The sequence below is a fragment of the Porphyrobacter sp. AAP60 genome, from assembly GCF_001296025.1.
Classification (GTDB): domain Bacteria; phylum Pseudomonadota; class Alphaproteobacteria; order Sphingomonadales; family Sphingomonadaceae; genus Erythrobacter.
This window is the reverse complement of record NZ_LJHV01000004.1, coordinates 75,515-100,038: the sequence shown is the minus strand read 5'-3', so window position 1 is coordinate 100,038 and position 24,524 is coordinate 75,515. Positions and strand designations below refer to the sequence as shown.

The 24,524-nt window shown below is 62.3% G+C and carries 24 protein-coding genes; 15 read left to right on the top strand and 9 right to left on the bottom strand.

Annotated elements, in window-relative coordinates; all coding sequences use genetic code 11:
- Positions 1-11: 11 nt before the first annotated feature.
- Together IP79_RS05215 and smpB are read right to left on the bottom strand one after the other, a co-directional pair.
- Entirely contained in the window at positions 12-566 is a 555-nt protein-coding gene (locus IP79_RS05215) for a DUF2062 domain-containing protein (RefSeq protein WP_054118269.1), read from the bottom strand.
- Between the two features lie 208 nt (positions 567-774).
- Entirely contained in the window at positions 775-1,257 is a 483-nt protein-coding gene (gene smpB / locus IP79_RS05210; RefSeq protein WP_054118217.1) for an SsrA-binding protein SmpB, read from the bottom strand.
- Positions 1,258-1,376: 119 nt separating this feature from the next.
- Between smpB and IP79_RS05205 the strand changes: the two genes are divergently transcribed.
- A complete protein-coding gene (locus tag IP79_RS05205) occupies positions 1,377-2,441 on the top strand; it encodes a succinylglutamate desuccinylase/aspartoacylase family protein (RefSeq protein ID WP_054118216.1) in 1,065 nt (354 codons plus the stop codon).
- On the opposite strand, the gene dapA is transcribed toward IP79_RS05205, so the two are convergent.
- Positions 2,438-3,319: a 4-hydroxy-tetrahydrodipicolinate synthase gene (gene dapA, locus IP79_RS05200; RefSeq protein WP_054118215.1), complete on the bottom strand. Its 882-nt coding sequence runs from the start codon at positions 3,317-3,319 to the stop codon at positions 2,438-2,440. The genes IP79_RS05205 and dapA overlap by 4 nt on opposite strands.
- 175 nt (positions 3,320-3,494) lie before the next feature.
- On the opposite strand from dapA, the gene IP79_RS05195 reads away from it, so the two are divergent.
- The 11 genes from IP79_RS05195 to IP79_RS05145 all read left to right on the top strand — a co-directional run bounded on the left by IP79_RS05195 (position 3,495) and on the right by IP79_RS05145 (position 12,224).
- Positions 3,495-5,393: a lytic transglycosylase domain-containing protein gene (locus IP79_RS05195; protein ID WP_054118214.1), complete on the top strand. Its 1,899-nt coding sequence runs from the start codon at positions 3,495-3,497 to the stop codon at positions 5,391-5,393.
- Positions 5,394-5,395: 2 nt separating this feature from the next.
- Positions 5,396-5,878 (top strand): transcription elongation factor GreB, encoded by a 483-nt coding sequence (greB, locus tag IP79_RS05190; protein ID WP_082337026.1) that lies wholly within the window; start codon positions 5,396-5,398, stop codon positions 5,876-5,878.
- Positions 5,871-6,347: an invasion associated locus B family protein gene (locus tag IP79_RS05185; RefSeq protein ID WP_054118212.1), complete on the top strand. Its 477-nt coding sequence runs from the start codon at positions 5,871-5,873 to the stop codon at positions 6,345-6,347. The genes greB and IP79_RS05185 overlap by 8 nt, the downstream gene beginning before the upstream one ends.
- A 40-nt stretch (positions 6,348-6,387) precedes the next feature.
- Positions 6,388-7,644, top strand: a complete 1,257-nt coding sequence (gene rlmN, locus IP79_RS05180) for a 23S rRNA (adenine(2503)-C(2))-methyltransferase RlmN (RefSeq protein WP_054118211.1) — start codon at positions 6,388-6,390, stop codon at positions 7,642-7,644.
- Positions 7,641-8,234 (top strand): class I SAM-dependent methyltransferase, encoded by a 594-nt coding sequence (locus tag IP79_RS05175; protein WP_054118210.1) that lies wholly within the window; start codon positions 7,641-7,643, stop codon positions 8,232-8,234. The genes rlmN and IP79_RS05175 overlap by 4 nt, the downstream gene beginning before the upstream one ends.
- Positions 8,231-8,872, top strand: a complete 642-nt coding sequence (locus tag IP79_RS05170) for an MOSC domain-containing protein (RefSeq protein WP_054118209.1) — start codon at positions 8,231-8,233, stop codon at positions 8,870-8,872. Before IP79_RS05175 ends, IP79_RS05170 begins: the two co-directional genes overlap by 4 nt.
- A 135-nt stretch (positions 8,873-9,007) precedes the next feature.
- Positions 9,008-9,463, top strand: a complete 456-nt coding sequence (locus IP79_RS05165; protein WP_054118208.1) for a glycine zipper 2TM domain-containing protein — start codon at positions 9,008-9,010, stop codon at positions 9,461-9,463.
- 99 nt (positions 9,464-9,562) lie between these two features.
- Positions 9,563-9,940: a glycine zipper 2TM domain-containing protein gene (locus IP79_RS05160; RefSeq protein ID WP_054118207.1), complete on the top strand. Its 378-nt coding sequence runs from the start codon at positions 9,563-9,565 to the stop codon at positions 9,938-9,940.
- Between the two features lie 102 nt (positions 9,941-10,042).
- Positions 10,043-10,816 (top strand): SDR family oxidoreductase, encoded by a 774-nt coding sequence (locus IP79_RS05155; protein WP_054118206.1) that lies wholly within the window; start codon positions 10,043-10,045, stop codon positions 10,814-10,816.
- Positions 10,813-11,478, top strand: coding sequence for a cytochrome b/b6 domain-containing protein (locus IP79_RS05150; RefSeq protein ID WP_054118205.1), 666 nt, complete (start codon positions 10,813-10,815; stop codon positions 11,476-11,478). The genes IP79_RS05155 and IP79_RS05150 overlap by 4 nt, the downstream gene beginning before the upstream one ends.
- Positions 11,475-12,224 carry a molybdopterin-dependent oxidoreductase gene (locus tag IP79_RS05145; protein WP_054118204.1) on the top strand — a complete coding sequence of 250 codons (750 nt, stop codon included), beginning with the start codon at positions 11,475-11,477 and terminating at the stop codon, positions 12,222-12,224. The genes IP79_RS05150 and IP79_RS05145 overlap by 4 nt, the downstream gene beginning before the upstream one ends.
- Here IP79_RS05145 and IP79_RS05140 read toward each other — a convergent pair.
- Positions 12,221-12,661 carry a DUF1801 domain-containing protein gene (locus tag IP79_RS05140; RefSeq protein WP_054118203.1) on the bottom strand — a complete coding sequence of 147 codons (441 nt, stop codon included), beginning with the start codon at positions 12,659-12,661 and terminating at the stop codon, positions 12,221-12,223. The genes IP79_RS05145 and IP79_RS05140 overlap by 4 nt on opposite strands.
- 78 nt (positions 12,662-12,739) lie before the next feature.
- Here IP79_RS05140 and IP79_RS05135 point away from each other — a divergent pair, with 78 nt between their 5' ends.
- Positions 12,740-13,969, top strand: a complete 1,230-nt coding sequence (locus IP79_RS05135) for an SAM-dependent methyltransferase (protein WP_054118202.1) — start codon at positions 12,740-12,742, stop codon at positions 13,967-13,969.
- Here IP79_RS05135 and IP79_RS05130 read toward each other — a convergent pair.
- Positions 13,966-15,354 carry an acyltransferase family protein gene (locus tag IP79_RS05130; RefSeq protein WP_156318118.1) on the bottom strand — a complete coding sequence of 463 codons (1,389 nt, stop codon included), beginning with the start codon at positions 15,352-15,354 and terminating at the stop codon, positions 13,966-13,968. The genes IP79_RS05135 and IP79_RS05130 overlap by 4 nt on opposite strands.
- Positions 15,355-15,454: 100 nt before the next feature.
- On the opposite strand from IP79_RS05130, the gene IP79_RS05125 reads away from it, so the two are divergent.
- Both IP79_RS05125 and IP79_RS05120 read left to right on the top strand, forming a co-directional pair.
- Positions 15,455-16,675 carry an argininosuccinate synthase gene (locus tag IP79_RS05125; protein WP_054118200.1) on the top strand — a complete coding sequence of 407 codons (1,221 nt, stop codon included), beginning with the start codon at positions 15,455-15,457 and terminating at the stop codon, positions 16,673-16,675.
- Between the two features lie 998 nt (positions 16,676-17,673).
- Complete coding sequence (locus IP79_RS05120) at positions 17,674-18,213, top strand: septal ring lytic transglycosylase RlpA family protein (RefSeq protein ID WP_233994092.1); 540 nt, start codon at positions 17,674-17,676, stop codon at positions 18,211-18,213.
- A gap of 207 nt (positions 18,214-18,420) precedes the next feature.
- Here the strand turns inward: IP79_RS05120 and IP79_RS05115 are convergent, their stop codons facing one another.
- From IP79_RS05115 to uvrA, 4 genes are all read right to left on the bottom strand, one after another.
- A complete protein-coding gene (locus tag IP79_RS05115; protein WP_156318116.1) occupies positions 18,421-18,693 on the bottom strand; it encodes a hypothetical protein in 273 nt (90 codons plus the stop codon).
- 459 nt (positions 18,694-19,152) lie between these two features.
- Complete coding sequence (locus IP79_RS15415; protein WP_156318114.1) at positions 19,153-19,983, bottom strand: HNH endonuclease; 831 nt, start codon at positions 19,981-19,983, stop codon at positions 19,153-19,155.
- Positions 19,983-21,488, bottom strand: a complete 1,506-nt coding sequence (locus IP79_RS15180; RefSeq protein WP_156318112.1) for an AAA family ATPase — start codon at positions 21,486-21,488, stop codon at positions 19,983-19,985. Before IP79_RS15180 ends, IP79_RS15415 begins: the two co-directional genes overlap by 1 nt.
- 52 nt (positions 21,489-21,540) lie before the next feature.
- Positions 21,541-24,435, bottom strand: a complete 2,895-nt coding sequence (gene uvrA, locus IP79_RS05105) for an excinuclease ABC subunit UvrA (protein WP_054118197.1) — start codon at positions 24,433-24,435, stop codon at positions 21,541-21,543.
- Positions 24,436-24,524 lie beyond the last annotated feature (89 nt).

Here is a 24,524-nt window from a genome sequence, read left to right as displayed (position 1 = left end):
CGGAGCCTCTCCTACTGCGAGCCGAGCCGCTGGTCGAGACGCGCTTCCATGGTCTTCAACCGTCTGGCTCGCCTGCGGGACACTACGGCGCGCCAGACCCAGACAGAAACGAAATAACCCACCATCGGAGCGACCGCCGCCAGCACACCAAAGCCAACAATGGTGACGCCGGCCATCTGAAAGAAATCGACTACCAGCGCCCATGTGGTCGATTCCATCCGGGCGTGGGCAAGCGCGGGGCCAGCCGCATCCAGCCGCAGCGTGAAATTGCCGACCTTGTTGGCAATCACCAGCCAGAACGGCAGGGTAAACGGGTTGGTGACAAACGTAACCAGCGCCGCCAGCGGCACATTGGCGCGCGACGGCAGGGCGAGAAACGCGGCAAGGAACACCTGGCCCAGCGGGATGATAAAGGCCGCAAACAGCCCCAGCGCCACGCCGCGCGGCACCGAGCGGCGGGTGAAACGCCACAATTCCGGTGACAGGAAACGGTGCGCAATCGGGGCGAGATACTTGTTCTTCGCCATGCCTTCGCGCGTGGGTGTGTGTTTGCGGATAAGATCCATCGCCCAGGTCTTTGATCGCCAGCCTGTGGCACGGCGGGGCGCGGGATCGGGGATTGGCGTGGTCATGCGCGCACCAAAACTGTCGGCGCCAATGCAAAGCCCGGAAGCGCATTATTGCAGAAGGTCGGATCAGCCAGCATGGTCACGTGCATATGGGTAGCGCGGCAGTGCTGACCAAGGCATGAATCGCACCCTTCGCAGAATTTTTTCAGCCGCGGTCGCGCATCAGGCGCGCCTTGTCGCGCTTCCAGTCACGATCCTTGATCGTGGCGCGCTTGTCATGGTTCTGCTTGCCCTTGGCCAGCGCCAGTTCCACCTTCGCGCGTCCGGTGCGGTTGAAGTAAACCATCAGCGGCACCAGCGTCATGCCTTTGCGCTCCACCGCGCCGACGAACTTCTCGATCTCGCGTTCGTGCAGCAGCAGTTTGCGCGGGCGGCGCGGCTCGTGGTTCAGGCGGTTGCCGTGGCTGTATTCGGGGATGTTGGCATTGATCAGCCAGACCTGCCCGTCCTTCACCTCGGCATAGCTTTCGGCAATGCTCGCCTCGCCCGCCCTCAAGGCTTTCACCTCGGTGCCCTGCAAGGCCAGTCCGGCTTCGAAGGTGTCCTCGATATAGTAATCGAACCGCGCGCGGCGGTTTTCGGCGACGATCTTGAGCTTGTCGAAGGTAACGGGTTTGGGGCGTGCCATGGGACGCGCGATGTAGGCGCGCGACCGATAAAAAGCGAGGGGCAAAACAAACGCGCGCTTTGCGCTTTGGCCTATGCCCGCGTAGTCCTCGGCAGAGAGGCAAGGGGGAATGCAACCGGATGGCGACAAGCGAAGCCTTCACGATCGGCGGAATTGACATCAGCCCCGGCACTGCGGGGGATGTCGCCTTTCCGATCACCACCATGGCGACCGGAACGGCATCGTCGCTGGCGGTGCGGGTGCTGCACGGTGCGCGCCCCGGCCCGGCAGTGTTCGTCAGCGGTGCAATCCACGGGGACGAGATTGTCGGCACCGCGGTGATACAGCGGCTGGCGCAAACGCTCGATCCGGCGCAGATGGCGGGCACGGTGCTGCTGGTGCCGGTTGCCAATATCTTCGGTTTTCTCAACCGCTCACGCTATTTGCCAGACCGGCGTGATCTGAACCGTAGCTTTCCCGGCAGCGCGGGCGGATCGCTGGCCGGGCAGATCGCCAATATCTTCTACCGCGAAGTGGTGGAACGCTGCGAACTCGGCATCGACATGCATTCTGCCGCGATCCACCGTTACAACCTGCCGCAGGTTCGCATTGCGGCAGGCAATGCCCGGCTGGTCGAACTGGCGATGGCTTTTGGCGCGCCGGTGATCATCGAAAGTCCCCTGCGCGAAGGATCGTTGCGCGACCTCGCCCGGAAAAACGGCGTCGACATGCTGTTGTTTGAAGCGGGAGAGGCGCTGCGGTTTGACAGGCTGTCGATCGAAACCGGGGTGGCAGGCGTGCACCGCGTGCTCGCCCATCTCGGGATGATCGAGGAAGATGACGGCCTTGGCGCGGTGGGCATTCCGGCGCGGGCCAATCACTCGGTCTGGGTCAGGGCGCCGCGCGGGGGCGTGGTGCAGATGGAGCGCGAATCCGGCGCTCCGGTCAGGAAAGGCGATGTGCTGGGCCGGGTCAGCGGATTGTTTGGCGAGGATGCGCAGCCGATGTGCAGCCCGGTCGATGGCATCATCATCGGCCATGCCACCCTGCCCGTGGTGCATCAGGGCGATGCCTTGTTCCACATCGCCGAACTCGACCACCCCGAACGGATCGGCGCGCGGATCGAAAGCATCACCGAAGCGATACTGGCAAGCGAACCGCAAGGCCCGGCAGAACGGCTGCTGGACGAAGACGAGGTGGTTTAAAGCACCCCGGCCAGCACCAGCGCCTCGTCCACGGCCTTCCTCGCCTCTTCGGAAGCTTCGACCAGCGGCAGACGCACTTCAGGCTCGATCCAGTCGTGCACGCGGCTCAGCGCATATTTCACCGGCGCCGGGCTGGCGTCCGAGAACATCGCGTAATGCAGCGGGAACAGGCGGTCGTTCAATTCCCGCGCCTTCTTGAGTTCGTTGGCGGCAATCGCTTCGTGAAACTCGGCACACAACTTGGGCGCGACATTGGCCGTTACCGAAATGCATCCGCGCCCGCCCGCCGCCGCGTGGGGCAACCACAGCTCGTCATTGCCCGAAAGCTGGCAGAATTCGCGCCCAATACCCATGCGGTGATCCGCGACCCGCGAAAGATCGCCGCTCGCATCCTTGATGGCGATGATCCGTTCGGGATATTTGCGCACCAGTTCCACCACCGTATCATCGAGAATATCGGTCACGGTGCGCGCTGGCACATTGTAGAGCACGATCGGCAGTTCGCAGTTTTCCGCAAGATAGCTGAAATGCGCGATCAACCCGGCCTGACTGGGGCGGTTATAATAAGGCGCAACGCATAGGCCTGCCGCCGCGCCTGCCTTGCGGGCAAAGTTCATGTGCAACTGCGCGTTGCGGGTGTCGTTGGAACCGCAGCCCGCAATCACCGGTACGCGCCCTGCTGCCTGTTCGATACAGACTTCGATGACGCGGTGATGCTCGGCGTTGGAGAGCGTCGAGGCCTCCCCCGTCGTCCCGCATGGCACCAGCGCAGCGCTGCCGTTGTCGATCTGCCAGTCGACCAGCCGCCGGAAGGCCGCCTCGTCAAACGTCCCGCCGCGAAAAGGAGTCACCAGAGCGGGTATCGAACCGCTGAACATTGCCATTTTCCTGCCAAAACCTGTAGGTAGCAGCAGCATCGCGATGCGTATCGCGGCCCACTGCACCTCTCTTCGTTCACCACCTGATAAGGAGCCGATTGGCATTATGTCCAGCATGGACCGTAATACTCTGAGATTCTCCCGAATTTGTGCTGGTGTCGGCCTTGCGGCTTTGATGGCAGGCGCAAGCCCGTTGCTGGCGCAAGCCTATGGTGCGCCTGCGGGCGACAACCTCGTCGCGCGCCAGCCATCGTCGGTCAGTGCCGCCATCGCCCGCTGGGAAGTGCTGCAAGCCAGCACCACGCACAGCTTTGCCGATTATGCCGGATTCGTGCTCGCCTACCCCAGCTATCCGCGGATCGATATCCTGCGTCAGCGGGCCGAGGCAGCGCTGGAAAATGAGGCACCTTCGCAAGCCGAAGTGCTGCGCTATTTCGATTCCCAACCGCCGCTGACCAATCCGGGCCGAGCGCGTTACGCATTGGCGCTGGCTGCGATGCAGCGTCCCGAAGCTTTGGCCGAGGCGCGCAAGGCGTGGCGCGGCGGTGCGATGGCCGATCCGGTCGAGCTTTATCTTTCCGGCATTTACGGCGCGCAGTTCACGCCCGAAGACCACGCTGTGCGGATGGATGCGCTGCTGTGGCAGGGCAAGGCCGATGCGGCATCACGGCAGGTGGTCAACCTGCTTGAGCAGGACCGGCCGGTAGCAATCGCCCGCCTTTCACTGTTACGCGGCGCACGGCCTGAAAGCGCCGGGCTTGCTGTACCAGCAACGGCACAAAGCGATCCCGGTTACGTCTTCAATCTGGTCAAGCATCTGCGCACCAGCGGCCAGACCGGCGAAGCGGCTCGCGTATTTGCATCGCGCCCCGATTTCGTGCGCCCTGCACTCGATCCCGAAGCTTTTGTGGGTGATCTCCTGGCTGTGGCCAAGTCCGCACCTACCCGTGATGCGGTGCGCCTTGCCAGCCGCACCGATGATCTGTTCGCGCCGGGCACCGATGTTTCGGCCACCAGCTTCACCCTGCGCGATCGCTACACCGATCTGATGTGGCTGGCGGGCACCAAGGCCCTGTGGGATCTGGGTGACGGCAATGCCGCCGCGCCGCTGTTCCAGCGTTACGGTGATGCAGCCAAGACCCCGCTGACCAAGGCCAAGGGTTATTTCTGGGCAGGCCGCGCCGCGCGCCAATCCGGCAACGAAGCTGCCGCGCGCGCCTATTTCGACATGGCAGCGCGCTGGCCCGATTATTACTACGGCCAGCTTGCCCTTTCGGCGCTTGGCCAGCCGATGCCTGCCTTTGCCGGCCTGCCGCAGCCCGCCATGGATGCGAGCGAGCGCGCCGAGTTCGAAGCCCGCCCGCTGGTCAAGGCGATCCGCGCGCTGGCCACGGGCCGCCGCGACTGGCGGACCGAGCGCCGCTTTTTCGAAGCGTTGGGCGACGAAGCCGCCAGCCCGCAGGAAATGCTGATGGCCGGCATGCTGGCGCGCGAAGTGGGCATGGACGAGCTGGCCGTGGTGCTCGGCATGAAGGCAGGCGAAAACGGGCTTTCGGGGCTGGAACGGATCGGCTTTCCCACCGTCACCACGCCGTCTTTCGTCAATGACTGGACGATGGTGCACGCCATCAGCCGTCAGGAAAGCGAATTCGATCGCAACCGGGTGTCCCACGCCGGCGCGCGCGGGGTGATGCAGTTGATGCCCGGCACTGCCCGCGAACAGGCGGGTAAGCTCGGCATGAATTACATGGCCGCCGATCTTACTGCGACGCCACATTACAACATCCAGCTGGGCGATGCCTATTTCGCCCGGATGATGAGCTATTACGGCGGGGCCTATCCGCTCGCGGTTGGCGCTTACAATGCCGGGCCGGGCCGCGTGAACCAGTGGCTGAGGCTGAACGGCGACCCGCGCCGGGGTGAAATCGACTGGATCACCTGGGTCGAGAAGATCCCGGCCAATTTCGAAACCCGCTATTATATCATGCGGGTGATCGGCAACGCGGTGACCTATTCGCACATGTACCCCTCCGAAGCGGGCCTGCCGCGCCCGGTTGATGCTTTCCTGCGCTGATCGTGCAGAAGGTTCAGGGGGCACCGATTACGCCAGCGGGGATGGCTGCGCTGAAGGCGCGCTATGACCTCCTGCTCGGCACCGAACGTCCGGCGATTGTCGAAATCGTCAGCTGGGCGGCGGGCAATGGTGATCGCAGCGAAAACGGCGATTACCTGTATGGCCGCAAGAAAATGCGCGAGATCGACCGCGAGCTGGCGCATCTGATCAAGCGGATGAAGGCGCTGCGGGTGGTCGACCCGGCTGCCCAGCATGATCGCGGCCGCGTGTTCTTCGGCGCGGCAGTGACCATCGCGGACGAGGATGACAACGCGCAAACCGTAACGCTGGTGGGCGATGACGAACAGGATGCCAGTGCTGGCAGGATCGGCTGGAATTCCCCCATGGCGCGCGCCTTGCGCGGGGCGAGCGTGGGCGATGTGCGGGTGGTGGCCCTGCCTTCTGGCACCCGCGAATGGGAAGTGGTGGCAATCGCCTATGATTAGGCTGTTCGCCCTTGCAGCCATCACTCTTTCAGCGCCTCTGGCGGCGCGCGATAGTCTGGGTGTTTATGATGGTTGGGCCGCGTTCAAAGATGCCAGCCCGGCGCGCTGCTATGCGATTGCCAAGGCGCAAGGCAAGCCTGCTGCGCCCGCCTATGCCACGGTTTCCAACTGGCCGGACAGGAAGGTGCGCGGGGCGCTGCATCTGGTGCTTTCGCGCGAAGTTGCGGAGAAAGCGGCGGTGCGGCTGGCGGTGGGTGGTAAGCGCTTCACTCTTGTTGCCAAGGGGCGCAATGCATGGGCGAAAGACGTGCGTGATGATGCTGCAATCATCGCCGCGCTGCGCGGTGCCAGCCGGATGAGCGTTTCAGCCAGCAGCGCCAAGGGCGGCACTTTTACCGATCGCTACGCCCTGGCCGGCGCCGCCACGGCGATGGATGCGGCAACCGTGGCGTGTGCAGGACGACGCTGACTGGTCAAACCGCCTGCGTGCGACTATATGCGCAGCCCTCATGGCCGATACTGCACTCATGTCCATTCCGGGCCTCGTTGACCCGGTTCCCGCCTCGCGCGACATCACGCCGCGTGATGATGGCCGCGTTGACCTGATCGGTCTGCCGCGCCCGCGCATCCGCGAACTGTTTGCAGAGGCCGGTCTGGACGACAAAGCCGCCAAGCTGCGCGCCAAACAGGTGTTCCACTGGCTCTACCACCGCGGCGTGACAGATTTCGAAGCGATGACAGATATCGCCAAGCCGATGCGCCCGTGGCTGGCCGAGCGGTTCGTGATCGGCCGTCCCGAGATTGTCGAGGCGCAGCACAGCACCGATGGCACCCGCAAATGGCTGCTGCGAACCGCCGATGGCCACGATTTCGAGATGGTGTTCATCCCCGATGAAACCCGCGGCACGCTGTGTGTCTCCTCGCAGGTTGGCTGCACCTTGAACTGCACCTTCTGCCACACCGGCACGATGAAGCTGGTGCGCAACCTGACGCCGGGCGAAATCGTCGGGCAGGTGATGCTGGCACGCGATGCGCTGGGCGAATGGCCCAAGGGCACCATGATCAGCGATGCCGATGTGATCGACGAGGATGACGAGGCCGGCCACTACACCGCCGATGGCCGCCTGCTGACCAACATCGTGATGATGGGCATGGGCGAGCCGCTGTATAACTTCGATCACGTGCGCGATGCATTGAAGCTGGTCATGGATGGCGATGGTCTCGCCCTGTCGAAACGCCGCATTACCCTGTCCACCAGCGGCGTCATCCCAATGATGGAACGCTGCGGCGAGGAAATCGGCGTAAACCTCGCGGTGTCCCTGCACGGCGTGCGCAAGGAAGTGCGCGACGAGCTGGTGCCGCTCAACAAGAAATACGGCATCGAAGACCTGTTGCAGGCCTGCGCTGATTACCCCGGTGCCAGCAATGCCCGCCGCATCACCTTCGAATATGTGATGATCAAGGACAAGAACGACAGCGACGATGATGCGCGCGAACTTGTCCGCCTGCTGCGCCAGTATGATCTGCCCGCAAAGGTCAACCTGATCCCGTTCAATCCGTGGACCGGGAGCGGTTACGAATGTTCGCCCCCCGCCCGCATCCGCGCTTTTTCCGAAATCGTGTTTCAGGGCGGGATCAGCGCGCCGGTGCGCACGCCCCGTGGGCGCGATATCGATGCGGCTTGCGGCCAGCTGAAAACCGCCGCTGAGAAGAAGTCCCGCGCCCAGCGTGATCGCGAGGCAGCAGCGGCAGTAGCCGACGCGTGAGCACCGATCCGGCGACGATCGCGTTCTATCAGGAACGCGCGCCGCACTGGGTTTTCCATTCGGGCGAAGCGCACAGCCACCAGCTTGATGCATTTCTTGACCGCCTGCCAGCGGGCGCGGCGGTGCTGGAACTCGGCTGCGGCGGTGGACGCGATGCGGCGCACATCCGCCAGCGCGGCTTTGCCGTGGATGCCACCGATGCCACCCCCGCGCTCGTCACCCGCGCCAATCAGGCATTCGCACTCGGCGCGCGCGTAATGGCGTTCCACGAACTTGAAGCCGACGGCGCGTATGCCGGGGTCTGGGCGCATGCCTGCCTGCTGCATTGCCCGCGCGGTGCCCTGCCCGATGCCCTCGCCCGCATTCACCGCGCTCTGGTGCCCGGCGGCTGGCATTTCGCCAGCTTCAAGCTGGGCGAGGCCGAGGGACGCGACCTGCTGGGGCGCTTGCACAACTTCCCCACGCCCGAATGGCTGATCGCCGCTTACCAAGCTGCCGGATTTGTCATCGAAGCCCGGCATATATACGCCGGAAAGGCCAGCGATGGCACGCAGCGCGACTGGATCGATCTTACCGTGAGAAAGCCATGAGCATCTGGACTGTCGAAGCCGTCTGCACCGGCACCGCCCGCCCGTTCAACGGTGCCGAATTGAGCGCCATCACCAAACGCCCGCGCGAAGGCACGATGCAGGTGCTGCGCGACGGGCTCGCTCCCGATGAGCAGGCCGACCGCCGTGTGCATGGCGGGCCGGAAATGGCGCTGCACCTCTACCCGCTCGATCATCACGCCTTCTGGCGCGCAACAATCGGCGATCATCCCGCGCTGGATGAGCCCGGCGGTTTCGGATCGAACCTTGCTGTGAGCGGCCTGACCGAGGAGCACGTGCACATCGGCGACCGCTTCCGGCTGGGAGCGGCGCTGATCGAGGTCAGCCAGCCGCGCCAGCCGTGCTGGAAGATTGAACACCGCTTCGGTGCGAAAGGCATGGTGGCCGCAATCATCCGGACGGGGCGCTGTGGCTGGTATTTCCGCGTGATCGACAATGGCGAGGTTGCCGCCGGCGATTCGCTTGAACGAATCAGCATCGGCGCTGCCGAGTGGAGCGTGGCGCAGGTATTTGCCGCACTGATCGCGGGCAAAGGCACACCGGCAGAATATACCGAACTCGCCAATCTGGCTGCGCTCGCGCCCAAATTACGAGAAAAAGCGGCCCTGAAACAGGGTTAAGAACAGCCTATCGCGCGCCAAGGCCGGTTCATCCAACCCTGCTGTTTCCTGATCGCGCCGTTCATCCAGCGTTCCGGTAACCTGAACGAAAAGGGTCGTGCTCCATCGGGGAGCCCTGAAGAAAGGGATACGACCATGAAACTTTTTGCTCTCATCGCCGCCACCGGTTCGCTGGCTGCTCTGGCGGTCCCGGCCCAGGCTGCCGAACTGCCCGCAAACACTGCGCCCATCGGCGCCACAGCATTTGCCGGCTTCAATCACACTTCGGCGCCGGTGATCGACGTCGCAGGCTATGACCGTGACCGTCGCTGGCGCGATGACCGCCGCGATCGCCGCTATCGCGACGACCGCCGCTGGCGCGACGAACGCCGCCTTGGTCGCAATGACCGCGTGTGGCGCGGCAATGACGGACGCTATCGCTGCAAGCGCAATGACGGCACCACCGGCCTTGTGATCGGCGCAATCGGCGGCGCACTGGCCGGTCGTGCAGTGGATACCCGCGGTGACCGCAGTGCCGGCACCCTGCTCGGCGCAATCGGTGGCGGCCTGCTTGGTCGCGAAATTGACCGGGGCGGTGCACGCTGCCGCTGATCCGTGCCGGGGGCGCGACGTGTTCCGCCAATAGTGGAACAGTTGCGCCCCCGGACACCTTTATGCCTTCCGATTGAAGACAGGCCGAAAGGAACTGCCATGAAGAAGATTGCACTCATCATCGCTGCGGGTGCCATGACCTTGCCGATGGCTGCCCCGGCGCAGGCCGATCCGCCGCCACATGCCAAGGCATGGGGCAAGCGCGCCAAGGATCAGCAGCGCCTTTACGACAGCCGTGGTCGCTATGCCGATCCGCGCCGCCTGTCGCGCAATGATCGGATCTGGCGCGACGGTGACCGTTATTATTGCCGCCGCGATAATGGCACGACTGGTCTGGTGATCGGCGCGGGTGTTGGCGCATTGCTTGGCCGCACCATTGATACCCGCGGTGACCGGTCAGCCGGAACCTTGCTTGGCGCAATCGGCGGCGGTCTGCTGGGCCGCGAGATTGATCGCGGAGAACTGCGCTGTCGCTGATGGAATGACGGGACGGGCGGGCCGCAACCTCCCTCCCCGATTGAAGCCTGCGGCCCGTCCTGATAGCGGTGCATTCATGCCCGCAATCACACCACTGCATCCATGAATCGCCCCGCCGTGCTGGTCACAGGCGGGGCGACCCGTATTGGCGCTGCGATCACGCGCCGCTTTGCTGCGGCAGGCTGGCATGTGGTCATCCATTACCGCAGCTCGGCAACGCAGGCAGAAACGCTGGCGGCTGCCTTGCCTTCTGCCGAAGCGATTGCGTTCGATCTCGCCGACGATGATGCGGCGGTGGCCGCAATAACGGCACTGGCAGACAGGCTTGGCGATTGGCGCTGTCTCGTCAATTCGGCCTCGGTCTTCGATTATGACGGTGTAACCGCGCTGAACCCGGCAACGAACCGGCAGGCGATGCAGATCAATGCCCTTGCCCCTGCCCGCCTTGCGCAGGCCTTTCTCGCACACGCGCAAAGCACGGGCGTGCGCAGCGTGATCAATGTCACCGACATGAAGACCGCCAACACCAACCCCGATTTCTTCAGCTACACCATGTCAAAGCACGCGCTGGCCGCCACTATCGGAATGATGGCCAAGGCCGATGCCTGTGCCGGTGCGCGGGTCTATGGCCTTGCTCCCGGCGCGATCCTTGCCAGCCATGACCAGCGCGAAGAGGAAACCGATATTTCCCACCGCATGAACCTGCTGGGCCGCAAAACAGGGGCGAGCGAGATCGCCGATGCGGCGCTGTTTCTTGCCAGCGCGGCGCTGCGCAGCGGCGAAACCCTGTTCATCGACAGCGGCCAGCACCTGCTGGATCAGCCGCGCGATGTGATCTGGCTGGCGCGCGAAGCGGCAGCGGCGGGGGCGGCATGATCCGCCACGCACTCTCGACGCGCCTGTGGCACTGGGTCAACGCGGCCGCGATCATCGTGTTGTTCATGAGCGGGCTGAACATCTCCAACGCGCACCGCTACCTCTATTGGGGCAATTACGGCTTCGATCCGGCTGATGCATGGTTGAAGGTGATACGGTTCCCCGGTTGGGCCACGATCCCGCAGCATTACAACTTGGCCGTGGCGCGTGATTGGCACATCATTGCCGCATGGCCCTTCGCAGTGGGCCTGCTGTTGATCTGGATCGCGATGCTGGCGAACGGCCATTTCCGCCGCGACCTCACCACCACCCAGCGCGACTGGACGCCGGGCGCAGTGCTGGCTTCGGTGAAGGCCCATTCGGGCGGTGCTGGCGGCGCGCAGGGGTACAACCCGGTGCAGCGGATACTCTATGGCATGGTGTTCGGCGTGCTGTTGCCGATGATGGTGATCACCGGCCTTGCGATCAGCCCCGGTTTCGAACCCGCCGCGCCGTGGGTGGTCGATCTTCTGGGCGGCAGACAAAGTGCGCGCTCGCTGCACTTCATCGCCTCCTGGGCCATTTTCGGGTTCGTCGTGATCCACGTCGTGCTGGCCTTGATCGACTGGCGGCGGATTGTCGAGATGGTGACAGGCGGGCGCAAGCAAGGGGATACAGCATGAACGATATTCCCCGCCGCTCGCTGCTCGCCGGGATCGCCGCGCTTGGCGTGGGGGCCTGCGCGAAAATCAATGACAGCGAGACGACCAAGGCGCTGGTTGATGCTGCCGAAGGTTGGCACCGCGCCGCGCACCGCACGCTGGCCGGGCGGCAGGGGTTGGCCCCGGAATATGCGCCCGAAGACCGCTCACCCAGCTTCAAGGGCAATGGTTCGCTGACGGTGGACACCCCGGAATACCGCGACCAGCTTGCCAGGGGCTTTCCCGATTGGGTTCTGCGCGTTGGCGGATTGGTCGAACGTCCGCTGGCCTTCACCCTTGCCGACCTGCGCGCACTGCCCCAGCGCAGCCAGATCACCCGCCACGACTGCGTGGAAGGATGGAGCGCAATCGGCGAATGGACAGGGCCGCAGCTTTCCGGCCTGCTGGACGCCGCCAAAGTGCGCGAGACGGCAAACTTCATCGTCTTTCGCTGTGCCGACCGGCTTTATGGCCGTGACTATTACGAGAGCATCGACATGGTGGAAGCCTTCCACCCGCAGACCATCATCGCCCATGCCCTGAACGGGGAGCCGATCCCGGAAAAGAACGGCGCGCCGCTGCGGATGCGGATCGAACGCCAGCTTGGCTACAAACACGCCAAATATCTCACCGCGATCGAAGCGGTTGCCAGCTTAGACGATATCGGCAGCGGCAAGGGCGGCTTCTGGGAGGATCTCGCCGGTTATCAGTGGTATGCGGGGATCTAGCTTTCGGGATATATCCGCAGCATCGCTTCCCAATCTGCAGCGATAATTTCCTCCAGCACCGCCAGATCAACATCGGCCAGCTTGTTGATGTAAAGGCAGCTTTTGCCGACCGAGTGTTTGCCCAGCCGCGCCATGGCCTCGGCATGGCCAGCAGCTGCCAGATCGTCGCAATACCCGCCCATCAGATACAGCGAATGCTTGGCCTTGCGCGGGCTGAAGCCTGCGCGCATCCAGTGGACATCGCGCCCGCTGGCATAGGTTGTGCGATATTCGCCGTAGCCGATCAGGCTTGCCCCCCACATCCGCGGCGCATGCCCGGTCACCTTGCGAAACAGCGCGTCGATCACCTCTGCCTCGGCGCGCTTGGCGGGCGGTTCGATAGCGCCTAGGTAAGCGGCGACCGAGGCATCGGTCATCTGCGTCTTGGCTTCTGCCATGCGGCTCCCCCATTTCGCTGGCTTGAGTATGTTGTCAGCCGGAGTAACACATCCTGCAGCCCGAGCGAAAGGAGACCCATGAGCAAAAACCTTTTCAATCACTGGCTGTCCCGCGCGGTCAAACAGGGGCAACTTGGCGTGGTCTTCGCCGATGGCAGCGCCGCCACCTTTGGCACACCAGCCCCCGGTTTTCCCGAAATCGTCCTGCGCTTCACCGATGACCGGGTGCCCCGCGATATCGTGCTTGATCCGCGATTGGGCGCAGCGGAAGCCTTCGTCGATGGCCGTTTGCTGATCGAGGAAGGCGATGTGATGGGCCTCGTCAGTCTGCTGCGCAGCAACAGCCCGTGGGACAAGGGCGGCGACTTCGCCCGCGCCAGCACTTTCAAACGCCTGATCAACCGTGCCAGCTTCGCCGCCGAACAGATCAACAACCGCGTCGGATCAAAACAGAACGTCGCGCACCACTATGACATCGGCAACGCGCTTTACGCGCTAATGCTGGATGAAGATCATTGGCAGTATTCCTGCGCCTATTGGGGCGCAGGCGTCGCCACTCTGGCCGAGGCGCAGGGGGCCAAGCTGGCGCATATCGCCACAAAGCTGGCGCTGTCGCCGGGGCAACAGGTGCTCGACATCGGTTGCGGCTGGGGCGGGATGGCGATCCATCTGGCAAGGCATCACGATGTCCACGTGACCGGAATCACCCTGTCCGAAGAGCAGGCCGCCTTTGCCCGCGACCGTGTGCGCGCAGCAGGCGTAGCGGACAAGGTCACGATCCTTCTGGAAGATTACCGCGACACCGCCCAATCCAGCCGCCGGTTCGACCGGATCGTGTCAGTCGGCATGTTCGAACACGTCGGGCGCGCGCAGTTCGAGACATTTTTCGAAGCCAGCGCCCGGATGCTGGCCGATGATGGCGTGATGCTGCTGCACACTATCGGGCGAATGGGCGGGCCGGGCACCACCGATGCCTTCACCCGCAAATACATCTTCCCCGGCGGCTATATTCCTGCATTGTCAGAGACGCTCGCCGCCAGCGAGAAGTTCCGCCTGATCGCCGCAGATGTGGAAACGCTGCGGCTGCATTACGCCCGCACGATCCGCGAATGGTATGCCAACTGCGTCGCCAACCGAGACGCCATTGTCGCGCTGTACGATGAACGCTTCTTCCGGATGTGGACGTTCTATTTGGCGGGCGCGGCCACGGTGTTCGAGCATGGCGGCATGTGCAATTACCAGATCCAGTACGTCCGCAGCCGCCATGCGCTGCCGATCACGCGGGATTATCTGCTCAGCGGGGACTAGGCCACCTCGCGGGCGCCGGGGCGGTTGCGGGGGCGGTAAACCGGCCCGAAACCCATCAGCGCCGCCCCCACCAGCGGCAGCGCCACCACCCACCAGCGGATGCCCGAGACAGAGTCGGGGCTGGCGATCGTCAGCCCTGCTGTCGCCCCCAGCCCCGCGCAGATCGCCAGCACGCCCAGAACGGCACGCAAACGCGGCACAGTGCGCCCGCCGCGGATCGGCCCGAAGCTGCGTTCGTGCCGCGCAAAGATCGCGATCATCGGTAGCAGCGCGAGCACGTAGATGCCGATCCATAGCGGCCGCGAAACCCACCATGCGCCAGTGCCGGGCACCGCGTCCAGCCCCGCCCCGCCAAACGCCAGCCATGTCACTGTCATCACCAGCACGAACGCGGTGAGGTGCCACAGATAGATCGTCATGATCATCCCGTTCATCAGCACCGTTGCTGTCCAGATGCGGACATTATCGAGCATCCTGCGCCCCAGCGGCTCCAGCGCCAGCACAAGCCCCGATTGCACCATTCCCAGCGCGAACAACGCCAGCGTGGGCGGCAGCGAATTGGAAAAGCCATCGGGCGCCGACACCATCGAGACGGGGTAGAAGCCGTAAACCGTGATGCGGATCAGCACGGCGAGGCCCACCGCAAACCACGCCAGCGCGAACAGGCGGTTATCGAACCGCCCGTCGCGCCAGGCAAAACCCAGTTGGTGCACGCCCAGAAACACCCACAGGAAGTTGGTGAAATTGACGAAAGGCACACCCGCCGTAAAGGTCAGCCAATCGGTCAGCATGGCAGCCGGAACAAACACGGCAACACTCAGCCACCCGAACCGTTTCCACGCACGGTAAGCCAGCGGGGTAAAGGCGGTGACCAGCAGATAGACCGCGAGGAACCACACCGGGATCAGCGCCGCCTCGGTCGCCATGCGGATCTGTTCACGCGGCAATCCCGCCTGCGTCAGCACCACCGCCAAGGCCGCCCACAGCAGCAGCACCGGAAACGTCGGCGTGATCAACCGCTGCACCCTGTTTGCCAGCCAGTCACGATAAACGCCGGACTGGCCGGGCGCGGCCTTGCCGATGGTCAGTTGCCAGCTCACCGAATTGGAATAGCCGCCGACCAGAAAGAACACCGGCATCACCTGAAAACCCCAGGTCAGCCAATGGGCCCAATCGGACACCAGCAGCAGATCGCCGCGCTGCAATTCGCCTGCCGCGTTCACATACAGCCCGGCCATCAGCCAATGGCCGACCACCACCGCCATGATCGAAACCGCGCGCAGAAAATCGACCCATCGGTTGCGTTCGGGCGGAGTTTGCTCCGCCAACCCGCGCGCTTTGCTCCACATCTGCAACATCCGGCCCCCGTAAATCACGATTCTCACAGTGTTGGCAGTGACTTATCCGGAACTTCTGACGAAATCATTGATGCCTGCCCAGCCGCCTGCTAACGCGCCCCGCACTCTTGCAGCAAGGAATTTCCCCGTGTCCGATATCAAGCGCGTCGTCCTCGCCTATTCGGGCGGTCTCGATACCAGCGTCATCGCCAAGTGGCTGACCGTGGAACGCGGGCTTGAGGTCGTGACATTCACCGCCGATCTCGGCCAGGGCGAGGAAATCGAACCCGCGCGCGCGAAGGCCAAGGCGATGGGCATTCCTGACGAACACATCTTCATCGAAGACCTGCGCGAAGAATTTGTGCGCGATTTCGTGTTCCCGATGATGCGTGCCAATGCCCGTTATGAAGGCGACTATCTGCTCGGCACCAGCATCGCCCGCCCGCTGATTTCCAAGCGTCTGGTGGAAATCGCGCATGAAACCGGCGCTGATTTCATCGCCCACGGTGCGACCGGCAAGGGCAATGATCAGGTGCGCTTCGAGCTTTCGGCCTATGCGCTCGACCCGGACATCAAGGTGATCGCCCCGTGGCGCGAATGGGACCTGACCAGCCGCACCGCGCTGATCGCCTGGGCCGAAGCGCACCAGATTTCCGTGCCCAAGGACAAGCGCGGCGACAGCCCGTTTTCGACCGACGCGAACCTGCTGCACACCTCGTCCGAGGGCAAGGTGCTGGAAGATCCGTGGGAGGAAACCCCCGATTACGTCTATTCGCGCACGGTCAATCCGGAGGACGCGCCCGATGTGCCGGAATACATCACTGTGGATTTCGAGAAAGGTGACGGGGTGGCGCTGAATGGCGAGGCCATGTCGCCGGCCACTCTGCTGACCGCGCTCAACGAGTTGGGCCGCAAGCATGGCATCGGCCGGCTCGATCTGGTCGAGAACCGCTTTGTCGGCATGAAGAGCCGCGGGATGTACGAGACCCCGGGCGGCGAGATCTACGCCCGCGCGCATCGCGGGATCGAACAGATCACGCTGGATCGCGGCGCAGCGCACCTCAAGGACGAGCTGATGCCGCGCTATGCGGAGCTGATCTACAACGGCTTCTGGTTCAGCCCCGAACGCGAGATGCTGCAAGCCGCGATCGATCACTCGCAGGACAAGGTGACCGGGACCGTGCGGCTGAAGCTCTACAAGGGACTGGCCAGTGTGGTGGGCCGCCAATCGCCCCACTCGCTCTATTCCGAAGCCCACGTGACCTTCGAGGACGATGCGGGTGCCTATGACCAGAAGGACGCCGAAGGCTTCATCAAGCTGAACGGCCTGCGTCTGCGCCTGCTGTCACGCCGCAATCGGGACGCCTGATCGCCCGAAAGACGAGTCGCATCGCTGTACGCGGCGGCTTGCGGGGCATGATCTGCCCGCAAAATGGCGTTTTCCCGGCTGCCCTATGGGCCTGCATTGCGGTTTGCGATGGATTGTTGACTTATCCACTCGCGTCCACAGGCGAAATCGCCCGGAGTGGAAAACTCGGCCTTCAGGATGTTGTCAGATCGCCGATTCAGGCGCACCTTCAACTTGTCTTCGGGACACAAATCAACCGGAACGGAAAGCCGCAAGGCCTTGAAGTTCTAATGGTTCTAATCCCAAGGATGGCGGTGAAATCGTCCACGCGCTGATCGAGAGACGGCATGCACGGGGCTTCGGCTCAATGCAAGCAGGCTCGTTTGAGAACAGCACGACGCGTTATCACCGGACAGGCCCTGAACCGGGCCGGACAGAAGTGCAGCGGAAACGGCGAAAGCCCCCAGTCCGCAGTTTTTGTGACCGGCAACACGGCAAGGTCTCGGCCAGGCAACTGCGCATGGCAGCGGACAGCACAGCCTCCGGGCACATGCAGACCGCAGCAGGGCAGGAGCGAAAGCCGGATGCCGGCGCGAGCGCCGGTGACGAAATCCTGATGATGCCAGTCGCAAGACCGGGCAGGCAGGGATTAGACATCGGGCGCCAAGTATGCGCTGTCGAAAGCAAAGGTCGAAGGTTCGCCGGAGATCGCGCCAGAAGCAGCACATCCACACGCCGGTGAGAGTGGGGTCGGCAGCAATGCCGGCCCCATTTGCTTTGGGCCGCGTATGCTTTGCGACAAGGGGGGGCATCCGGCAACCACGGCGATTTGCCTCTGGGCTGGCCGGACATGACCGAGTCGCTGAACGCCCAAACCGCCAAGAACCACATTCTCGTTGCTTTGTTCCACAACGGTTCGTCGTATTTGCAAGGCGACTCGTTCCATGAATGACGGCTCGGGGCGATGAAATATCAACCCAGTTTGCTTTTGGTGGGCACCCCGAATTATCCGGCGCGTCGTGATCAAGGGAATGCGCATAGCGGGCTTCGGGCCCATCGGGCTTCAGGTGGCCGTGGTCGCCGGGCTGCTCGGGCTGGCGCCGCTCGGCGCTTCGACGGCTGCTGCGCCGGATGCGGGGGCATCGCGTGCCGATCCTGCCGTTAGCGCTGCCGCGATCGAGCTGGTTCCGCTGCAACCTTCTGCCGAGGTCACTGCCCCGGTGTTCGAGCCTGCAGTCGAGACTCCTTCCGCCCCGCAGGAGACCGCGATCGGCAGCGGAAGTGCTTCTTATTACGCCGCAAAGTTCCACGGTCGCCGGACCGCCAGCGGCGAGACGTTCGACAATACCGGGATGACTGCGGCGCACCGCACCTTGCCGTTTGGCAGCCTGGTTCGCGTGAGCAATCCGGCCAATGGCAAGAGCGTGGTGGTGCGGATCAATGATCGCGGGCCGTTCACCAAAGGCCGCGCAATCGACGTCAGCCGCGCCGCTGCCGAGGAACTTGGCCTGATCGCCCGCGGCCATGCCACGGTGGAACTGGCGCTGATCGCAGACTGATCGACCGGACAAGGCTGCCGCGGGCTAGCGGGGGTCTGGAGGGGGTCTAAACGGGTCTAGCGGGGGTCTAAACCGGCCTGAAATCCGATGTTTCACACCCAAACCCTTGTTTTACAGACATTTCGAATGTTTCACGCTCTTTTGCGTTTCGCATCCCATCCGCGCGGCGAGCGCGCTTGCGGGGCTGCGGCCCGATTCACTTCCCCCTCAAGGCGTCGGCAGGCTGATCCCGGCGCTGCGGGCGCAGGATTGCGTGATACCTTCCACTTTGGCGCGCTCGCTGCCCAGCATGTCTGTCAGCGCGAGGCCGTTTTCGGCGAGCCTGTCGGTGGTGCAGGTGCACCATGCGGTGCCCTTGGCCGGATCGGAGACGGCCCGGGCAAAGCGGATCTCGCACTTGGCGATCGCGGCGGCGCGGATATCCTCCGGCGATTGCGGCCCGCATCCCGCCAGCATTGCGGCCATCAGCGGCGCCAGCATGAGCCCCGCCCCGAAACCCGCACCCCGTTGCCGCCCCTGCATTGCCCTGTCCCCCGCTGACCGTAGCGCAGAATAGCCCCCCGCCCCGCCCCGGCCAAGCGCCTGATGATGGGATACCGAGGCACAGGTAGTCCCCCTCCCGCTTGCGGGAGGGGTTAGGGGTGGGAGCGAGCGCAGCGAGCCTTGTGACAGGCCCACCCCCAGCCCCTCCCGCAGGCGGGAGGGGGGTCACGTTCCCCCGCCCGCACAGGTGGCGGAGCGCATCGGGCTGCGGGGGGATATTCGCCATAGCCTCACCTCCCGCCCCGCGCCCGGATCGCCCCTCCCTCACGCTGCGCAGCGCCAGAGCCACAAAACCGCGCTCGCGTGGCCGGACGACGGAGGCGCAGCACACCAACGCGCGCGCGGGTGGAGGCTAGCGGGGGGTGGGGGGTGTAGGAAAGGTGGCCACACGGCGTCCTATTCTTCAATAAATTCGGCGTTATCCAAGCATCCCCGAGCCAAAGCGGTGCGCCAATGGTTGTTGCTGAAGGCCCTGAAGCTCCTAACAGATTTTTCCAAATAATCCCGAACCGCCGCCGCCCCTCCAGACTTCCGAAACTCCTCCACCAGCCCAGACTGGCGAGCAAGTTCGGCAGATGCCTGAATTGAATAAAGCTCCCAAAGGCCAAACTCGGTAAAATGATTGACTAATTTCAGTACGTTATTGGCATGGAGAGATGCAGAATCTATGTCAAATTTTGCAATCCAGTATCCGTCAGTTTTTTCAAGTTTACAAACTAGCCAATCTATTCCTTCAAAATAGTCGAAGTAGGGATGAAGAGGGGCCTCAGTGAAAGATTGATACGTACGATCCCTCTTAATTTTGTTGCAGTCAGCGCAGGAAGGCACCAAGTTCTGAGGACATACCGATAATATCGGAAACTTGCTCTTGGCTAAAAAATGATCCAACTGCCCAACATTGCGGTGATTGCAATATGGACAAATATTATGAGGAGTCGACAATCTAATTTCTTCGTAAAGCAACCTAGCCTTTGAACGCCTCCTCAGTAACCCTTGATCATACAGAGTTATTAAATCTAGTGTGGGAATTTTAATTTCGGCAGGATTGCCATCTGCGATCTCATGGAGTGAGTAAGTCGCACCCTTTTTCGAATAGTCCGCCGAGCTTTCCAAGTAAACTGGTCGAGCCTCTCTTAGTCTCTCCCGCAAATTTTGATCCAAAAAGCGCTCTGAAGCGGCATCATACATCTCTTCCGCAGAGATAGTTGGAGAAGCTAAGTTCAGCATCACTTCAACGCCTGAAGACTGCGAGCAACTGCCATTCCCTCAGCGCCAATCTGATCTTCAAACTCCCCGAGCAATTGGTCTAAACTCCAGCCCTCATCGACCATCTTTTGCCGGATGATCTTGTGAAAGCCGGTCTCAGTTATTTCCAAACCAAAAACAGCATGTGTTAGTCGCCCCACATCCTCACCAAAGGTTTCAAGGGGCGGACGAGAGGCCGCGATAGTTCTTCCAGATCGATTGATTATCCACACGCAGTTTGAGGGAACTTCTTGCAGCACAACCGGTGAATGTGTTGCAACTAGAGCAACCCCATTTTGGCTGATCAACAATTCCGAAAGTGCGCGTATAAAAGCAGAAAGAAGAGGGGGGTGCAAATGACCCTCAGGCTCATCAAGGAGGACAAACGTTTGCTCTTCTACTACTTGAACAAGCCTGGTTATTGTCAATAACACAATCGCGTGGCCTGAGCTTAAACCCCCAAAGATGTCCTTGGCCTCCGCATCCCAATCATCAAAGTGCAAACTAGTGTCTGCTAGATCGGAAACCCCTGATTCCGCAAACAAGGGATCTGATGACAGCGTTGCCAGCGCCCTCGCCCAGCGTTCGCGCTTTACGCCCGACAAACAACTTGATGCTGCGGATACAAAATCCAAGACAAGCTCGCTAGTATGCTTCAGGTAGGGGATCTTTTCGCCATCGTCATCTTTCCAACCTCTTAAACCGATGTGATGAAAGTCCGCATCGTCAATTTTATGGTCGAAAGAATCGAACGCACTAAAGGTTACCGCCGCGAGATTGGCAAACTCTTCACCACCAGAAATCGAGTCAATTTCAAACTGCCCTGAATTTGACGCAGGCGCCATAATCGCTTCGATCATATTATTAAGAGTGGTTGTCTTACCGACTCCATTTCTACCAATTAATACGTGCACATTAGTTGGCGGAAGTGATCCAGGTTTCACCGAAAAATCTAAAACACAAGTTCTGCCAACTTGACGTTCATCTCGAGGTGGAAATGTGTATTTGAAATTGTATGGCGTAAGTTCAACATCTCCGTGAGCCAGTCGATTGTATCTAGTTTTCAATCGGCTGGTATCCATTGACCGAAAAAGCGAAATTTTCGCTACATCTTCGTCCTTATAATTTTCGTATATTGTGAGGTCGTACGCCATATCGTGCATGGCCGGAAAATATATTTCCGCGATACCCAGATTCACTATATCAGAATAATAGTCTCCAGAAAGTCCGACAGAGAAAAACCCCTCTGGTAACTGGGAGAAAGTCTTAGGAATCTCGGTCCGGCGCTCTTCTTTTGATTGGCCCGCATGGCCGATCTTTACCCATCCGAGGTGAAAAGTGCGGCTAGACTGATCGGTGTAACGAACGCCGAATTTGGTCTCATATGTAAACCAATCATCCCAATCATTGTAGATGAGTTGCACAGAATTGGGCATCGCTTGGGTCGCAAGCTCTCCCTTCTCAAAGTTGAAGAAGGTGATCGTCACCAAGTCTCTCCCATCAAGCTAGCTAGCTCAGCCCAGATGCAGCATTAGTAGCCTAACCCAACATCCCCCGCAAATACCCCCCGGTAAAACTTCGCTCCACCTGCGCGACCTGTTCCGGCGTACCAACAGCAACCACCTCACCCCCACGCACACCGCCCTCCGGCCCGAGATCGATGATCCAGTCGGCGGTCTTGATCACGTCGAGGTTGTGTTCGATCACGACGACCGAATTGCCGCCGTCCACCAGCCGGTGCAGCACTTCGAGCAGCTTGCGCACATCCTCGAAATGCAGGCCGGTGGTCGGCTCGTCGAGGATGTAGAGCGTCTGGCCAGTGCTGCGGCGGGCGAGTTCCTTGGCCAGCTTCACCCGCTGCGCCTCGCCGCCGCTCAAGGTCGTCGCCTGCTGGCCGACCTTCACGTAGCCCAGCCCCACCTCGTTCAGCATCCGCATCTTCTCGCGGATCGGGGGGACGGCCTTGAAGAACTCCTCGGCATCCTCGATCGTCATGTCGAGCACGTCGGCGATCGAGTGGCCCTTGAACTTCACCTCCAGCGTTTCACGGTTGTAGCGTTTGCCGTGGCATTCCTCACAGGTGACGTAGACATCGGGGAGGAAGTGCATTTCGATCTTGATCAACCCGTCGCCCTGGCACTTCTCGCAGCGGCCGCCCTTGACGTTGAAGCTGAAGCGCCCCGGCTTGTACCCGCGGGCGAGGCTTTCGGGCAGGCCGGCGAACCAGTCGCGGATCTGGGTGAAGGCGCCGGTGTAGGTGGCGGGGTTGGAGCGCGGGGTGCGGCCGATGGGGGACTGGTCGATCTCGATCACCTTGTCGCAATACTCAAGGCCGGTGATGGAATCGTGTGCGCCCGCGATCACGCGCGCGCCATTGAGCGCCCGCGCCGCGCCGGCCTGCAAGGTGTCGATGGTGAGCGATGATTTGCCCGATCCCGATACACCGGTGATGCAGCAGAAGGTGCCGAGCGGGATTTTCGTCGTCACGCCCTTCAGATTGTTGGCGCGGGCGTTCTTGACCACGATCTTGTGGCCGTTGCCCTTGCGGCGGGTGGCGGGGACTTCGATCTTCCGCCTGCCGGTGAGGTAATCGGCGGTGAGCGATCCCTTGGCCTTGAGTATCTGTTTGAGGCTGCCTTGGGCGACGATCTCCCCCCCGTGCACGCCCGCGCCGGGGCCGAGATCGACGATGTAATCGGCGGTGCGGATCGCGTCCTCGTCATGCTCGACCACGATCACGGTGTTGCCGAGATCGCGCAGGCGTTTGAGGGTTTCGAGCAGGCGATCATTGTCGCGCTGGTGGAGGCCGATGCTGGGCTCGTCGAGCACGTAGAGCACGCCGGACAGGCCGGAGCCGATCTGCGAGGCGAGGCGGATGCGCTGGCTTTCGCCGCCCGATAGGGTGCCGGAGGTGCGATCAAGGTTGAGGTAGTCGAGGCCCACGTTGTCGAGGAAGCCGAGGCGTTCGTTGATTTCCTTCAGGATGGCCTTGGCGATTTGCGATTGCTGCGACGTCAGCTGCGCGTCGAGTGCGAGGAACCACGCCTTTGCGTCCGATACGCTCATGGCGACAGGGGTGGCGATATCGGTATCGGCGATGCGGACGCTCAGCGCCTTTTCGTTGAGGCGTTTGCCGCCGCAGCTCTCGCAAGGCTGCGCGGTCTGGTACTTGGACAGCTCCTCCTGCATCCAGGCGCTTTCGGTCTGCATCAGGCGGCGGTTGAGGTTGCCGATCACGCCTTCGAAGGCCTTGTTCACGGTGTATTCGCGGCGGCCATCCTTGAAGGTAAGCGGCACCGGCATCCCGCCCGTGCCGTGGAGGATGATGAGCTTCTGGTCGGGCTCCAGATCTTTCCACGGGGTGGTCAGATCGAACCCGTAAGCCTTGGCGAGGCTGGCGAGCACCTGCATGTAATAGGGCGACGGCGGGTTGGACTTGGCCCAGGGTACGACCGCGCCCTGTTTCAATGTCAGCGCCTCGTTGGGGACGACCAGCTGCGGATCGAACAGCTGCTTCTCGCCGATCCCGTCACAGGCCGGGCAGGCGCCTTGCGGGGCGTTGAAGGAGAACAGGCGCGGTTCGATTTCCTCGATGGTGAAGCCGCTGACGGGGCAGGCGAACTTCTCGGAAAAAACGATGCGGTTGGACGGCAGGCCTGCGCCTTTCATCGCCTTTCCGGCTTGCGCCTCATCCTCGCGGCCCGGCACCACGCCATCGGCCAGATCGACAAACGCCAGCCCCTCGGCCAGCTTGAGCGCCTGTTCGAAACTGTCGGCCAGCCGCGTTTCGATGCCCTCTTTCACCGCGATCCGGTCAACCACCACTTCGATGTCGTGCTTGAACTTCTTGTCGAGCGCGGGGGCTTCCTCGATCGGATACATTTCGCCGTCGATCCGTACGCGGGTAAAGCCGACGCGCTGCCATTCGGCCAGCTCCTTGCGGTATTCGCCCTTGCGCCCGCGCACCACCGGGGCGAGCAGGAACAGGCGCGTGCCTTCGGGCAAGGCCATCACCCGGTCGACCATCTGGCTGACGGTCTGCGCCGAAATCGGCAGGCCGGTGGCAGGCGAATAGGGCGTGCCGACCCGCGCCCACAGCAGGCGCATATAGTCATAGATCTCGGTGACAGTTGCCACGGTCGAGCGCGGGTTCTTCGAGGTCGTCTTCTGCTCGATACTGATCGCGGGGCTAAGGCCGTCGATATGTTCGACATCGGGCTTCTGCATCATTTCGAGGAACTGGCGCGCATAGGCCGAAAGGCTCTCGACATAGCGCCGCTGCCCTTCGGCATAGATGGTATCGAACGCGAGGCTCGACTTGCCGCTGCCCGAAAGGCCGGTGACCACGATCAGCGCATCGCGCGGCAGATCGATGTCGATACCCTTGAGGTTGTGCTCGCGCGCGCCGCGCACGGAAATGGTGGTAAGGCTCATAAGGTTGATCTGTTCCGGAAATGTTCGCAGATGTAAAGGGCGGCGCGGCGGGCTTTTCCGCAAGCGGGTAGGAGATGGGGACGGGTTGT

What these genes read in the sequence shown, in the direction of transcription:
- IP79_RS05165 (WP_054118208.1), top strand. Translation starts at nt 9,008, where the DNA reads ATGAAACTTTTTGCTCTCATCGCCGCCACCGGTTCGCTGGCTGCTCTG.
- IP79_RS05205 (WP_054118216.1), top strand. Translation starts at nt 1,377, where the DNA reads ATGGCGACAAGCGAAGCCTTCACGATCGGCGGAATTGACATCAGCCCC.
- IP79_RS05140 (WP_054118203.1), bottom strand. Translation starts at nt 12,661, where the DNA reads ATGGCAGAAGCCAAGACGCAGATGACCGATGCCTCGGTCGCCGCTTAC.
- IP79_RS05145 (WP_054118204.1), top strand. Translation starts at nt 11,475, where the DNA reads ATGAACGATATTCCCCGCCGCTCGCTGCTCGCCGGGATCGCCGCGCTT.
- IP79_RS05115 (WP_156318116.1), bottom strand. Translation starts at nt 18,693, where the DNA reads ATGCTGGCGCCGCTGATGGCCGCAATGCTGGCGGGATGCGGGCCGCAA.
- IP79_RS05160 (WP_054118207.1), top strand. Translation starts at nt 9,563, where the DNA reads ATGAAGAAGATTGCACTCATCATCGCTGCGGGTGCCATGACCTTGCCG.
- IP79_RS05155 (WP_054118206.1), top strand. Translation starts at nt 10,043, where the DNA reads ATGAATCGCCCCGCCGTGCTGGTCACAGGCGGGGCGACCCGTATTGGC.
- IP79_RS05150 (WP_054118205.1), top strand. Translation starts at nt 10,813, where the DNA reads ATGATCCGCCACGCACTCTCGACGCGCCTGTGGCACTGGGTCAACGCG.
- rlmN (WP_054118211.1), top strand. Translation starts at nt 6,388, where the DNA reads ATGGCCGATACTGCACTCATGTCCATTCCGGGCCTCGTTGACCCGGTT.
- IP79_RS05185 (WP_054118212.1), top strand. Translation starts at nt 5,871, where the DNA reads ATGATTAGGCTGTTCGCCCTTGCAGCCATCACTCTTTCAGCGCCTCTG.
- IP79_RS05135 (WP_054118202.1), top strand. Translation starts at nt 12,740, where the DNA reads ATGAGCAAAAACCTTTTCAATCACTGGCTGTCCCGCGCGGTCAAACAG.
- IP79_RS05215 (WP_054118269.1), bottom strand. Translation starts at nt 566, where the DNA reads ATGGATCTTATCCGCAAACACACACCCACGCGCGAAGGCATGGCGAAG.
- smpB (WP_054118217.1), bottom strand. Translation starts at nt 1,257, where the DNA reads ATGGCACGCCCCAAACCCGTTACCTTCGACAAGCTCAAGATCGTCGCC.
- uvrA (WP_054118197.1), bottom strand. Translation starts at nt 24,435, where the DNA reads ATGAGCCTTACCACCATTTCCGTGCGCGGCGCGCGCGAGCACAACCTC.
- IP79_RS15415 (WP_156318114.1), bottom strand. Translation starts at nt 19,983, where the DNA reads ATGCTGAACTTAGCTTCTCCAACTATCTCTGCGGAAGAGATGTATGAT.
- IP79_RS05195 (WP_054118214.1), top strand. Translation starts at nt 3,495, where the DNA reads ATGGCAGGCGCAAGCCCGTTGCTGGCGCAAGCCTATGGTGCGCCTGCG.
- IP79_RS05170 (WP_054118209.1), top strand. Translation starts at nt 8,231, where the DNA reads ATGAGCATCTGGACTGTCGAAGCCGTCTGCACCGGCACCGCCCGCCCG.
- dapA (WP_054118215.1), bottom strand. Translation starts at nt 3,319, where the DNA reads ATGTTCAGCGGTTCGATACCCGCTCTGGTGACTCCTTTTCGCGGCGGG.